The organism is Rhodomicrobium lacus (assembly GCF_003992725.1).
GTDB lineage: Bacteria > Pseudomonadota > Alphaproteobacteria > Rhizobiales > Rhodomicrobiaceae > Rhodomicrobium > Rhodomicrobium lacus.
Genome location: NZ_RZNF01000007.1, coordinates 415,427 through 428,297, shown reverse-complemented (window position 1 = coordinate 428,297; position 12,871 = coordinate 415,427). Strand labels below are relative to the sequence as shown.

Here is a 12,871-nt window from a genome sequence, read left to right as displayed (position 1 = left end):
GGACCACGGTCCGAAAAATATAGGCAATTCCGTAGGTCGGCGTTATATTGGCCGAGCAATGAGCACCGACGGCGACAAGACTTGCCCGCGTAATCTGCTCGCTCCCAGAGCGATCCTCCGGCGTGCGGTGCGCATAACCGCTCTTTTTTCCTTCGCGATCATGTGCGGCTTTTTTATCTTCGCCTATTCGGTCAGCATCATGCCGTCGGCGAGGCTCAAGGACGCAGACGCCATCGTCGCGCTCACGGGTGACGAGGAGCGCATCGCCGCCGCCGTGCGCCTTCTGTCCGAGGGCAAGGCACGCCGACTCCTTATTTCGGGCGTACACAAGACGACACGCGCGCCGCAGATCATGAGCCTTACTACGTCTCGCGGGTCGCGAAGCTGGTCGCTGTTTTCCTGCTGCGTCGACATCGACAATGCCCACAACACCGAAGCCAACGCGGCCGAGACCACGAACTGGGTACGAAAACGCGGATACCGGTCGATCATCGTCGTCACATCCACTTACCACATGCCGCGCGCGTTGATTGAACTTCATCAGGCGATGCGGGACGTCGAGCTTGTGCCTTACCCGGTCAGGGCGCCGCGCCTCGACGAACGCTGGTGGCGCGATTCGCGCACTGCGTGGGTTCTCTGGAAGGAGTACATGAAGTATATCACGGCGATGGCGCGCTACGGCGCGAACTCCATCTCCAACGCCTCCGCCAGGAACGAACACGAGCCACAGTTGATCAATGCGCGCGCCAGCTAAAGCCCTCCTCTTCTTTCGATCCGCGCTCTTCATTCCCATCCTCTACCTCACCTGGGCGGTCTTCCTGATCCTTGGAAGCTGGCTGCTTCTGCCGATCGTGCCCCGCCGGTGGGCTATGGCGGCGCTGAAACTCCATGGCGATGTCACACAGGGCCTGCTGCGGGTGATCTGCGGCACGAAAATGGAGGTTCGCGGACGAGAGAAGCTTCTTCCGGGGCCGTGTATCGTAGCAGCCAAGCATCAGGCCACATGGGACACCTTCGCGCCGCTTTCGCTCATGCGCGATCCGGCGCTCGTAATGAAGGCGGAACTGCTGTCGATCCCGCTTTATGGGCGCTTCTGCCGGAAATTCGAACTCATACCGATCCAGCGAGAGCTTGGCCCGGCTGCGTTGCGCCAGATGGTGCGCGAAGCGCGGAGCCGCGCCGCCGAGGGCCGCGAGATCGTGATTTTTCCCGAGGGCACGCGCGCCGAGCCGGGCGCCGCTCCAGACTACAAGCCCGGCATCATCTTTCTTTATCAGGATCTGAAAGTGCCCGTGTGCCCCATGGCGCTCAACTCCGGCATGTTCTGGCCGCGTCATTCCTTCCTGCGCTATCCCGGCACGATCGTGGTGGAATTTCTCGATCCGATCCCGCCGGGACTGCCGAAGCAGGAGTTCATGCAGCGGCTTGAGACCGAGATCGAAACGGCGTCGGAGCGTTTGCGTCTCGAAGCGCGCCGTGAGCTTGAGGCGCTTGGCCTTGAGCCCGCGATTGACGAACCGCCGCTCGCCGTCAAGGAAAGCCGCACCGTGCGCGAGTGATCGCTGCGGGCTGGCAGTGGGAGCGTTTTTCTTCGCGGCCATCATCGAGCGGGCGTTCATGGCGCTATCCGCCCGATCCGCGAAACGGCTTCTCCGAAATCCCACGCATCGCAGCAAATGCGCTGAAAGCATAGCAATTTCAATGGTTTTGACCTAAAGTGGCGCCTTGTAAAACTCATTAGCGCGGCTCGTACTTACCATGACCGAGGGACTGAAACAGGCGACGCTCGCTCTTCGCGGCGGCATCAACGCACGGGAGCCCGGCGTTTCCGTCACACCGGACATCGTGCCCGGATCGAGCTTCTACGCCGACGCGGAAGGCGTCGGCTTTTCCGCGAACGAACTGAACGGCTCTCCGCCGCCCTTTTACACCCGCTGGGGCAACCCCACGCTGACGCTCCTCGAAGACCGCCTCACCGCCCTTGAAGGCGGATCGGGCTCCATCGTTTTCGGCAGCGGCATGGCGGCGATTTCCGCGCTCTTCCTCTCGCGCCTGAAGGCAGGCGACCATCTCCTGCTGTCGAACGTGTGCTATGCGGGCGCCGCCGAACTCGTGCAGGACATCCTGCCCGGCTACGGCATCGAGGTGACGCGTGTGGACACCTCGAAGACCGAGGCCGTCGCCGCCGCGATCCGGCCCGGAAAGACGCGGCTCGTCCATATCGAGACGCCCGCAAACCCGATCCTGCGCGTAAGCGACATCGCCGCCATCGCCGAGATCGCGCACGAGGCGGGCGCGGAATTCTCCGTCGACTCGACCATCGCAACGCCCGTCGCCACGCAGCCGCTGTCGCTCGGCGCTGATTACGTCGTGCACTCGCTCACGAAATATCTTGTCGGGCACGGCGATGCGCTCGGCGGCTCGATCACCGTTCGCGACGCGGAAAGGGCCACCGCCTTGCGCGCCGGTCCGCTGATCCATTTCGGCGCGGTGCTTTCGCCTTTCGCGGCGTGGCTGATCCTGCGCGGCATCGAGACCCTGCCAGCGCGCATGCGCATCCACGAGGAGAACGCGCGCGCCGTTGCCCGCTATCTCGAAGGCCACCCCGCCGTTGCAAGCGTGCTCTGGCCCGGTCTCGAAAGCCATCCGCAGGCGGAAATCGCGCGCAAGCAGATGAAGAACTTCTCGGGCCTTCTGTCGTTCACGGTGAAGGGCGACGGCAAGGCGCTCGCCTCGCGGTTCGCGCGCGAGCTTCAGGTGATTTCCTACGCCGTGTCGCTCGGCAAGACGGTGAGCCTGCTGTTCTACATCCCGACCGACGACCTGTTGCGCTCCGCCTTCCGGCTGGAAGGGCAGGCCGAAGCCGATTATCGGGCTGCGGCGGGGGAGGGTGTGTTCCGCCTTTCGGTGGGGCTGGAAGACGCTGACGATCTGATTGTCGACCTCGCGCGCGTGCTCGGCTGATGGCAGAGTGAGCCGCTCGCAAAGGCCGTGCGGCTAACCTTCAAACTCAAGCGTGACCGGCACGTGGTCGGACGGGCCCGGCCAGCCGCGCGCCTCCTTCAGCACGCTGACGCCGCGCGTCCGCTCGGCCATCGCGGCACTGCCCCAGATGTGATCGAGCCGCCGCCCGCGATCCGCTGCCGCCCAGTCCCGCGCGCGATAGCTCCACCAGCTGTAGATCTTCTGCTCGGGCGGGATGACGCGGCGGACGAGATCGACCCAACGGCCATCCTCGCGGACCTTCTCCAGCGCCTCCACCTCGACGGGCGTGTGGCTGACCACCTTCAGAAGCTGCTTGTGCGACCAGACGTCGGTTTCGAGCGGCGCGACGTTGAAGTCGCCGACGAGCACGGCATTCGCATCGTCCGCCCAGCCGCGCTCCCACTTCGCCAGCGCTGCCAGATAGGCGAGCTTCTGCCTGAATTTCGGGTTCAGCTCCGGGTCCGGGATGTCGCCTCCAGCGGGCACGTATATGTTATGCACCGCGAGCGAGCCGCCGCCCGGCAGCGCGACCTTGGCGCCGAGATGGCGCGCTTCTTCCGTGCCGCAGAAACTCTGACGCGGCAGCGGTTCGAGCGGCAGCTTCGACAGCGTCGCCACGCCGTGATAGCCCGCCTGCCCGCAGATCGCGATGTGCTCGAAGCCAAGCTCGCGGAAGCCGTCGGCCGGGAAAAGCTCGTCGCGGCATTTGATTTCCTGAAGGCAGAGGATATCGGGCTCCGTCTCGCGCACGAAGCGGGCGACGAGATCGAAGCGGAGGCGGACGGAATTGATATTCCAGGTGCTGATGCGGAGTGTCATGGGCACAAAAAAAAGCGCCCAACTCCGGCGAAGGTTGGGCGCTTTTGCGTTTTCACGCATGCGTCGGGAGGGAAGCCGACGCTGAGAGATTAATGCCTTCGGCTAGACGGGGGGGCACTACCGATGGTGACTGGCATCAATCTCTCTATGCAAGGTAAGATAGCACGCCCCCCACCGATTGCAAATGAAAAATCGGCAATTCGCACCTTGACAGTGACGAATCTGTCGCATCGCTAGCTTGTCAATTCGAGGACTTGAAGCCAATCGTCTGGGAAAACTGGAAAATATCGGGCGCGGGCTCTTTATTTTCCTCGAGATTGGCGACCTCGATCTTGGTGTTCAAGCCCTGCGCATCGGTGATGATCCATTCCTTCAGCGTCATGTCCGGCTTCGAGAACATGAGACGGATGCGGCCCGAGCCATCGCCTTTCTTGTCCTCGACGGTGAGAACGATTGTGTCCGGGCCCTGTTCGACACCGAGAATATTGGCGTCGTTGATGAGATCGACGTGCTCCGAGAGCAGGAGGCGGAAGGGCGTTATCTCCAGAGGATAGCGGTCCGAGGTGTTGAGGTCGTGATCCTCGATCGCCAGATATTTGCCATCGGCGATGATCTTGAGCTTGCTCGGCGCGCCATAGTCGAACCGCACCTTGCCGCCGCGCGCGAGGTAGAACTTGCCACGCTTCTGCTTGGTGTCGGGATCTGTCTGCACGAACACGCCCTGCAGAAATGTCAGCTTGTTGAAATAATCGTTGATCTTGGCGACGACTTCGAGGTCGCTTTCCTGGATGGGCGCCGCAGCCGTTTCGGGGATCGCCTGCGGCTGCTGCGCGAGGTCGAGGTCAGTCTGCCAGCCTGGCGCCGCTGTTGATGCCGTTCCGCCGATGGGGCTTGTCGGCTTGGCAGCGGGAGCCGGGGCTTCGGTCGGAACCGGGAGCGGCTGCTTTGGCGCTGGAGCAACCGGAGCGGGCGTGGCGGAAGGAGCGGGATACGTTTTGTGGACTTCCGTCTGACCGCCCTGCGCGAAAACCGCGGTCACGGTGCCGGTCGCCAGCAGCGCGCCAAGCGCGACCCGCGCCCCTGATCCCCTTAAGCTCGAAAAGACGCGCTTGCTCATGCTCCGGTGGCCCCTATGAAAACCTTGGAATTTTGCGGTTATGAATTTGCAAGAAAGCGTCAAATTCGCGGCGAGAGGGCGCGGCCGACCCAGAATCGTCGCCGAGAAAGCCACGCCAGTGCAAAAGTGAAGCGCGGCGCCACTCTCCCCGCCGTCAGGGCGAGCACCATCCCCGCTAACTCGCCCTGTGGCGCTCCTCGATCAGGATTTCCCGTCGCCCGGTGCGGCCCGGCGCGCCGACGATGCCTTCCTGCTCCATCCGCTCGATGAGCGATGCCGCGCGATTGTAGCCGATGCCGAGGCGGCGCTGGAGATAGCTTGTCGTTGGCTTCCGGTCCTTCAGCACGATGTCGACGGCGGATGCATAAAGATCGCCGCTGTCTCCGCCGCCGCCACCCTTGCGCGGGGCCTCGTCTTCGGCGTCCGGGTCTTCGAGGATGTCGTCGCGGTAGTTCGGGAAGCCCTGCGCCTTGAGATGCGCCGCGACGTGCTCGACTTCCTCGTCAGACACGAACGGCCCATGCGCGCGGATGATGCGGCCGCCCGCCGCCATGTAGAGCATGTCGCCCGCGCCGAGAAGCTGTTCCGCTCCCTGCTCGCCGATGATGGTGCGGCTGTCGATCTTCGACGTCACCTGAAAGCTGATGCGGCTCGGGAAGTTCGCCTTGATCGTGCCCGTCACCACGTCGACGCTCGGGCGCTGCGTCGCCATGATGAGATGGATACCCGCCGCGCGCGCCATCTGCGACAGGCGCTGCACGGCGAATTCGATGTCCTTGCCCGCCACCATCATCAGGTCGGCCATCTCGTCGATGACCACCACGATGTAGGTCATCGGCACCGGATCGAAGATTTCTTCTTCCTCGATCGGCTCGTCGGTATCGGGATCGAACCCTGTCTGAATGACGCGCTTCAACGGCTGCCCGCGAAGCTGCGCCGCCGCGACCTTGGAATTGTAGCTCGTAATGTTGCGCACGCCGAGCTTCGACATCTTCTCGTAGCGCGTGTTCATCTCCTTGACGGTCCACTTCAACGCGGCCACCGCCTTTTTCGGGTCGGTAACGACGGGCGCGAGCAGATGCGGGATGCCGTCGTACACGGACAACTCCAGCATCTTCGGGTCGATCATGATGAAGTTGCACTGGCTCGGCGGCAGACGATAGAGCAGCGACAGGATCATCGTGTTGATGCCGACCGACTTGCCGGACCCCGTCGTGCCCGCGATGAGAAGATGCGGCATGCGGGCGAGATCCACCACGATCGGCTCGCCGCCGATGGACTTGCCGAGCGCGAGCGGCAGCGCGGCCTGCCCATCCTGAAACGCGTTCGATTCGAGGATGCCGCGAAGAGAGACCATTTCGCGCTTCGGGTTGGGCAGCTCGATGCCGATGGCGTCGCGGCCGGGCACGACGGCGACGCGCGCCGAGACGGCACTCATGGACCGCGCGATATCGTCCGCGAGGCCCACCACCCGCGAGGACTTCGTGCCGCGCGCTGGCTCAAGCTCGAACAGCGTGATGACCGGGCCCGGATAGATGCCCGACATCTTCCCCTTCACCCCGAAATCTCCCAGCACGCCCATCAGCGCGGATGCGCGTTGCATCAGCACGGGATCGTGCGCTCCGGGCCGCTCCGAGGCCACGGGCGGAGGCGCCAGCAACGAGAGCGGCGGCAGTGCGGAGGTGAAGTGTTCGAGCACGTCGTCATCAGTGCGAAGAGCCGGCTCGTCGTTGGCGGGCTTCACGTAAATGAGCGGCTTCTGGCGCTTGACGGCAGCGGCGGCTGCCGCGCTCGTCTCGATGATCTTGTGTGCGCCGTTCATCGCCGTTTCCATGGCCTTGCCCGTCAGGCGGCGGATCGGCGAAACAGGCTCGCCGTCATCGTCGGGCTTTTTGCTGGCCGCCGGTGCGTCTGCGGAGGCATTCGGCTCACGGCGGACGCCGAAGAACGGCTCGATGCGCACATCCTCGAATAGGCCGTCCGATTCGGCTTCGACACGGCGGGTGTCCGAACCGCCAAGCGAAGGCGTGGGGCGGCTGCCCCAGTCCGAAAAGGGCGAAGGCTCCACGGCCTTCGGCGCGGCCCCCCTTGGCGCTTTCGCGGGCGCGGGCGATGAGGCCGGAGCGGGTGGCGTCTCCTCGCGAACACGCGCGAGCCAGTAGTCGCCGGGGTGCGCGAATGCCGCGAGCGCACCGCTGCCCTGCCGGGAAACACGCTTCGCCCAGTTCGCCGCCTTGTCGAAAAGCGGTTCTTCCGCGTTCGCTTTGCCTTTGGCCTTGCCCTTGCCCCGCGCAGGAGCTTCGCCGCCCATCTGGAACGCTGCGGGGAGGACCTTGGAATTCAGCCCGCACGCGCGAAGGAGGCACCAGCCGCCAGCGGGGAGAAGGATCAGACCGAGCAGCGGCCACAGGAGCCAGGGCGCTATCGCCGACGTCGCCTTAGCCGCAAGCGCGGCGGCGAAGTCGCCCGCGATGCCGCCAAGGCCGGTATCGAGCACCCAGCTCTTCGGCGTCGGAAACATGGCGAAGAACGCGGGTACGAGCAAGGCCGCCCCCGCCCAATAGGCGAGGCGCAGGCGCGGGCGCGAGGGGATATTGCCGCCCGAAATGCGAAAGCCGAACACCGATACCGGGAACACGAGAAAGGGGGATGCCAGTCCGAAAGCCTGCATCATCGCGTCCGCCACGCTCGCGCCGCGATGGCCGAGCCAGTTATGCGGCTGCGATGTAGTGGCGTAGCTCGGGCTCGGGTCGCCGTAAGACCAGCTTATGAGCGCGAGCCAGATCGCGGCCGCGATTGCGACGAGAGAGAAGCCCAGCACGCGCCAAGGCAGACGCCGCAACTCGGCCGCAAGCGCTTTCGGCAAAAACCTTTGCGTCGACTCCATGCGCGCACGCCACCCCACGAAAATACCGCAGACTTACCGGACGGCCGAACGCGCGGCCATGTCACAACAGCATCGACGCGAGGCGGTCCACCGCGTCGCGCGTCACGTCGAGCGGGTCCACCAGCGCGAGCCGGACGTAATCGTCCCCCGGATTGAAACCGCGCTCGTCCGGTTGCGCCAGAAAGGCCCCAGGCAGCACTTTGACACCGCATCCTTTCCAAATCGTTTTCGCGGCCTCGACACCTCCGCCTAAATGCGAGAGATCGAGCCAAAGAAACATGCCGCCTCCCGGCTCGTAATAATTCGGAAGATCGCCGAGCCTTTCACTCGCGGCGGCGAACTTCGCCTGATAGAGCGCGCGGCTTTCGGCGGCATGCGCGTCGTCAGACCAGAGCGCCACGGAGGCTTGCTGGATGGGGATCGGCACCTGCGGCGATGCGACGTTTCGATATTGCAGATAGTCCTTCAGAAAGCCCGCGTCGCCCGCGATGAAGCCCGAGCGAAGCCCTGGTGCATTCGAGCGTTTCGACAGCGAATTGAAGACGAGCACCCGGTTAACATCGCCCGTCCGCGCGGCCACTTGCAGCGCGCTTGCCGGCGGCTCGTTCTGGTAAATCTCCGAATAACATTCGTCAGAAAAAACATAGAAATCGTGGCGGCGGGCAAGAGCGATCAGCCGCTCGAAATAGGCGGGGCTGGCGACGACACCCTGTGGATTTGCGGGCGAGGCAATGTAGAAGGCCGCCGTGCGGTCGAGAAGCGCGGGATCGAGCGCATCGAGGTCCGGCAGAAAGCCGCCAGCAGCCGTTGCAGGAAGCATCACCGCATGACAGCCCGCCGTGAGCGCGCCCGCGTAGTAAGCCTGATAGAACGGGTTCGGCATGAGAACGGCCGCGCCGCGCACGCTCTTCTTCGCTGCCGCCAGTGTCATGGCCGAAACGAGACCCTCGCGCGTGCCGCACAGGGGCAGGACGTGCCTTTCGGGATCGACGACGCCCGGCCCGAGCGCATAGCGGCGCTTGAGCCATGCCGCTATGGCCTGACGCAGCTCCGGGATGCCGTTGATCGGCGGATATTTTGAGAAACTCCGCGAATGTTCGGCTATGACATCCGCCGCGAACGAAGGCACCCCGTGGCGAGGTTCGCCGATGGTCATGTCGATGGGAGAGCCGCCGGGCTTCAGTCCTTCGATGAGGTCGCGAAGGCGCGGGAACGGCGACTGGATCGTAGAGAGCGAGGTTTCGGACACGGGCGCACCGGGTTGCTTCAGCAGAGGGCGCGGAGTCTAGCACTGTGTGCCCGAAGGCAAAACCCTTGAGAAACCGGCATCGCAAGACCTTCGCGCATGGTCCCCGCGTTCAGGCCAATCGGCCTACTTGAGGCCGTCATGAGAAAAGCCCGGGAGATGGGATCCCGGGCTTACCCTTGCCTCCGCGCCATCCATCGGAGGGAGCGTTCAGCACAGAGAGAGCGCCATCAAGTGACGTCGATGCCGTTTCGCGTGAGGCGCATCGGTAAAGGAGAGGAAGCCTTTCGCTGTCCGAAGAAAACGAAAGGCCCGGCAGGAAGCAGCGAAAGGGCTGCCTGGAACTGGAAGTCGGGGACGGCGTCTTGCCGTCCGCCGTTTTTACAGGTTGTAAGCGCGTTCGCCGTGTTCGGAAATGTCGAGACCTTCGCGCTCCTTCTCGGCCGAGGCACGCAGGCCGACGACGAAAGAGATAAGAAGGAAGACGATCGTGCTGCCGACGATGCACCAGGCGCCCGTGACCGCGATGTTCTTGAGCTGGATCAGAACCTGCGCGGCGACGTCATATTCGCCGATCGGGCAAGTCGCAGTCAGAACGCCGTTGACGATTTCGCACTTGGTGTAGTCCGTCACGCCCGTGCCGCCATAGACCGGCGCGGCGACGATGCCCGTGCCGATGGCGCCGATGATGCCGCCGACGGCATGGACGCCGAAGACGTCGAGCGTATCGTCATAGCGGAGAGCGCTCTTCACTGCGGTGCAGAAGAAGAAGCAAACCGCGCCCGCGACGAGGCCGAGCACCAGCGCGCCGTTGGTTCCGGCAAAACCGGCCGCAGGCGTTACCGCGACGAGACCGGCGACGACGCCGGAAGCAAGACCAAGGAGGCTTGGCTTACCCTTGAAAAGCCACTCCACCACGAGCCAGGAAATGCCCGCAGCGGCTGTCGCCACAAAGGTGTTGGCCATCGCGAGAACGGCGGTGCCGCTCGCTTCCAGCGCGGAGCCCGCGTTGAAGCCGAACCAGCCGACCCACAGCAGCGCAGCGCCGACCATCGTCAGCGTGAGCGAGTGCGGCGGCATCGGCTCCTTGCCGTAGCCAAGACGACGGCCGACGAGCAGCGCGCCGATCAGGCCGGCGAGGCCCGCGTTGATGTGAACGACGGTGCCGCCGGCGAAGTCGAGGGCACCCATCTGGAAACCGAAGCCCGAGGCTGCAACGGCAGCTTCATTGTTAAGGGCGAGTTCGGCCGGTCCAGGGTTGGCCCAGACCATGTGCGCGATCGGGAAATAGACGATCGTCGGCCAGAGGATCGCGAAAAGGACGACCGCAGAGAACTTCATGCGCTCGGCAAAACCGCCCACGGCCAGCGCGGTGGTGATCGCCGCAAAGGTCATCTGGAAGCTCACGAACACCAGTTCGTGGATGCCAACGCCCGGGGTGAAGGTCGCAGCCACGGTCGATGAATCGATGCCGTGCAAGAAAAGTCGCGAGAAATTACCGATGAACGGAGCAAGCGCGCCTTCCGCGCTGCCGAATGCCAGGCTGTAGCCGTAGATGAACCAGATCACGCAGACGATACACTGGATCGCGAAGACCTGCGTCAGAATGGAAAGCATGTTCTTCGTGCGGACCATGCCGCCATAGAAGAGCGCAACGCCGGGAACCGTCATCAGGAGGACGAGCAGCGATGACGTCATCATCCATGCGTCGTCGGCCTTGGCAACAACGAGTTCGGGAGCCTTCGCGGCCGTTGCAGCGGCAGCGGTCGCGGCTTCGGCGGCAGCTTCCGGCGCCGCAGCCGCGGCGTCGGTTGCCGCAGTCGCGGCTTCCTGGGCGAGCGATGGATCGATGAGAGCCATCGCTCCCAGGGCCGTTGCCCCTAGAAGAGCTAGATTACGCCAGACAGGTGTCATTGATTTTCCCTTCTTACTAAAGAGCATCAGCGTCGGATTCGCCCGTGCGGATGCGCACCGTATGTTCGATCGTAGACACGAAGATCTTGCCGTCTCCGATCTGCCCCGTTTTTGCCGCCGAAGAAACAGCTTCGATGACTTTATCAACCTGCTCGTCGGCCACCACGACTTCGATCTTGATCTTCGGAACGAAGTTCACCTCGTATTCCGCGCCGCGATAGATTTCGGTGTGCCCTTTCTGACGGCCGTAGCCTTTGACTTCGCTGACCGTAAGCCCTTCGATGCCGAGACCGTCGAGGGCCTGACGGACTTCTTCCAGCTTGAATGGCTTGATGATCGCCACCACCAGTTTCATATCTGAATCCTCCAACATCCTGCCTCGAACACGCTCATTTTTCACGTTGCCCGCGCGAAGGAAAGGGGATCGCGAAGACACGGCTGCCGCAGCGACTTCAAAAGCTGTGCCAAAGGCGAGCATTCGTCCATGCGACACGGCGCACCGCGAATCGACCTTAAACTTACCGCTTTGCGGAGAATGGCTCTAAAAATGAGCGCTCATTTCTAAAGCACTCGCAATATTTCGCTTAATAATTAGGCAATATGCCGTGTTTATAACCACAACAGGTTGGCGTCCCAGTCTCGGCAGACCGCCTGCGTTTCTCGCATCGATTTGATGAAGACGAGCTGATCGACGAGACGAATTTACTGTGCCGCGACTTCCGTCCGCTTTGTGGTTGGACGCCGTAGACGAAACGGGCGGCGCTTCCCGACACATCGAGGTAATGGCGGGATAGGCTCAAGGATGAAGAGCGCTGGCTATCGAACAGAAAGCAGGTTGTTCAGGGATGGCGAATGCCGGTCGTCGCGGCTGTTCGCCAGGCGATTGCGGGCGCGCCCGGTGTTCCCGCGCCAGATCGTGTCTGCCGTCGAGAAATCGCACTTTGAGGAAATCTGAGGCTTCGCATTGTAAAGACGCACATAAAGCACTGCGCCGCAAAAGGGCACAATGCTTTATGTTTCGGATGGATGCCGCGTCGTATCGAGTCCGGTTTGACGCGGACTACCTGGTGGAGCGAATTTGACATTTGAGTCCCGGTGGCAGCGAGTTCTCGCTCAAATGTCAAATTCAAAAGCTCCACTAGAATCATGATGTTGCTAGTGGTCCTTTCGATTTCGACATTTGCTCGCAAGCGTGCTGCAAACGGATGCAAATGTCGGAATCGGACCACTAGATTTTCTTGTTCAGTTCCGTCTGGATGTCGATCGTCACTTCGTCGGAAACGAAGGGCGCAGCCTGCGAAACGCCAAATTCCGTGCGCTTGATCGTTGTATTGGCGCCGATGCCGAGCGTCGGCTTCTTCGACATCGGGTGCGAGCCCTCGAAATTGAGGGTGACATCGAGCACCACAGGCTTCGTCACGCCTTTGATCGTCAGGTCGCCGGTAACTTTCCCGCTTTTCTCGCCGGTCCGTTCAAACTTTGTGCTCTTGAAGGTTGCCTCGGGGAAAGCCTTCGTATCGAACAGCTTGTCGCCCTTCATGTGGTCGTTGAACACCGGTACGAGCGTCTCGATACTGTCGGTCTTGAAGGTGATTCCGACCTTGCTGTTCTCCGGCTTGGCCGCGTCGTAAAGCACTTCGCCCTCGTAGGTCTTGAACTGGGCACACTGGCGGCTGATGCCGAGATGGTTCCAGCAGAAGCGAACCGTCGTATGACCGGGATCAAACGAATAGGCGACAGGCTCAGCGGATGCGATGGTGGTTGCCGCGAAAAATGCGGGAATGGAAGCAATAAGAATCCTGCGCAACGACATGCCGATCTCCGTCCTGTTTAACCGTATGAGGCCCACAACAAGCGGGCTTCGGGGCCAAGAGATGGCAACTTATTGACGAGTCCGTGATTT

General features: G+C 62.7%; 10 protein-coding genes. 3 read left to right on the top strand and 7 right to left on the bottom strand.

The window, feature by feature from the left end; all coding sequences use genetic code 11:
• The first annotated feature begins 58 nt into the window (after positions 1-58).
• The 3 genes from EK416_RS09275 to EK416_RS09265 all read left to right on the top strand — a co-directional run bounded on the left by EK416_RS09275 (position 59) and on the right by EK416_RS09265 (position 2,964).
• Positions 59-754 carry a YdcF family protein gene (locus EK416_RS09275; RefSeq protein WP_164729944.1) on the top strand — a complete coding sequence of 232 codons (696 nt, stop codon included), beginning with the start codon at positions 59-61 and terminating at the stop codon, positions 752-754.
• Positions 738-1,559 carry a lysophospholipid acyltransferase family protein gene (locus tag EK416_RS09270; protein WP_127077210.1) on the top strand — a complete coding sequence of 274 codons (822 nt, stop codon included), beginning with the start codon at positions 738-740 and terminating at the stop codon, positions 1,557-1,559. The genes EK416_RS09275 and EK416_RS09270 overlap by 17 nt, the downstream gene beginning before the upstream one ends.
• Before the next feature lie 199 nt (positions 1,560-1,758).
• Positions 1,759-2,964, top strand: coding sequence for a trans-sulfuration enzyme family protein (locus EK416_RS09265; RefSeq protein WP_127077209.1), 1,206 nt, complete (start codon positions 1,759-1,761; stop codon positions 2,962-2,964).
• 33 nt (positions 2,965-2,997) lie between these two features.
• On the opposite strand, the gene EK416_RS09260 is transcribed toward EK416_RS09265, so the two are convergent.
• The 7 genes from EK416_RS09260 to EK416_RS09230 form a co-directional block, all read right to left on the bottom strand.
• Positions 2,998-3,804 (bottom strand): exodeoxyribonuclease III, encoded by an 807-nt coding sequence (locus tag EK416_RS09260; protein WP_127077208.1) that lies wholly within the window; start codon positions 3,802-3,804, stop codon positions 2,998-3,000.
• Between the two features lie 241 nt (positions 3,805-4,045).
• Positions 4,046-4,921 (bottom strand): LolA family protein, encoded by an 876-nt coding sequence (locus EK416_RS09255; RefSeq protein ID WP_127077207.1) that lies wholly within the window; start codon positions 4,919-4,921, stop codon positions 4,046-4,048.
• Positions 4,922-5,096: 175 nt separating this feature from the next.
• Positions 5,097-7,808, bottom strand: coding sequence for an FtsK/SpoIIIE family DNA translocase (locus EK416_RS09250; RefSeq protein ID WP_127077206.1), 2,712 nt, complete (start codon positions 7,806-7,808; stop codon positions 5,097-5,099).
• Positions 7,809-7,869: 61 nt separating this feature from the next.
• Positions 7,870-9,057, bottom strand: a complete 1,188-nt coding sequence (locus EK416_RS09245) for an aminotransferase class I/II-fold pyridoxal phosphate-dependent enzyme (RefSeq protein WP_245434002.1) — start codon at positions 9,055-9,057, stop codon at positions 7,870-7,872.
• A 378-nt stretch (positions 9,058-9,435) separates the two neighbouring features.
• Positions 9,436-10,968, bottom strand: a complete 1,533-nt coding sequence (locus EK416_RS09240; RefSeq protein WP_127077204.1) for an ammonium transporter — start codon at positions 10,966-10,968, stop codon at positions 9,436-9,438.
• A gap of 16 nt (positions 10,969-10,984) precedes the next feature.
• On the bottom strand, positions 10,985-11,323 hold the full coding sequence (locus EK416_RS09235) for a P-II family nitrogen regulator (RefSeq protein WP_127077247.1): 339 nt from the start codon (positions 11,321-11,323) through the stop codon (positions 10,985-10,987).
• An 873-nt stretch (positions 11,324-12,196) separates the two neighbouring features.
• Positions 12,197-12,781 carry a YceI family protein gene (locus tag EK416_RS09230; protein WP_127077203.1) on the bottom strand — a complete coding sequence of 195 codons (585 nt, stop codon included), beginning with the start codon at positions 12,779-12,781 and terminating at the stop codon, positions 12,197-12,199.
• Positions 12,782-12,871 lie beyond the last annotated feature (90 nt).

Excerpts from the sequence above, each read along its gene's own strand:
- EK416_RS09275 (WP_164729944.1), top strand. The coding sequence starts at position 59 with ATGAGCACCGACGGCGACAAGACTTGCCCGCGTAATCTGCTCGCTCCC.
- EK416_RS09270 (WP_127077210.1), top strand. The coding sequence starts at position 738 with ATGCGCGCGCCAGCTAAAGCCCTCCTCTTCTTTCGATCCGCGCTCTTC.
- EK416_RS09265 (WP_127077209.1), top strand. The coding sequence starts at position 1,759 with ATGACCGAGGGACTGAAACAGGCGACGCTCGCTCTTCGCGGCGGCATC.
- EK416_RS09260 (WP_127077208.1), bottom strand. The coding sequence starts at position 3,804 with ATGACACTCCGCATCAGCACCTGGAATATCAATTCCGTCCGCCTCCGC.
- EK416_RS09255 (WP_127077207.1), bottom strand. The coding sequence starts at position 4,921 with ATGAGCAAGCGCGTCTTTTCGAGCTTAAGGGGATCAGGGGCGCGGGTC.
- EK416_RS09250 (WP_127077206.1), bottom strand. The coding sequence starts at position 7,808 with ATGGAGTCGACGCAAAGGTTTTTGCCGAAAGCGCTTGCGGCCGAGTTG.
- EK416_RS09240 (WP_127077204.1), bottom strand. The coding sequence starts at position 10,968 with ATGACACCTGTCTGGCGTAATCTAGCTCTTCTAGGGGCAACGGCCCTG.
- EK416_RS09235 (WP_127077247.1), bottom strand. The coding sequence starts at position 11,323 with ATGAAACTGGTGGTGGCGATCATCAAGCCATTCAAGCTGGAAGAAGTC.
- EK416_RS09230 (WP_127077203.1), bottom strand. The coding sequence starts at position 12,781 with ATGTCGTTGCGCAGGATTCTTATTGCTTCCATTCCCGCATTTTTCGCG.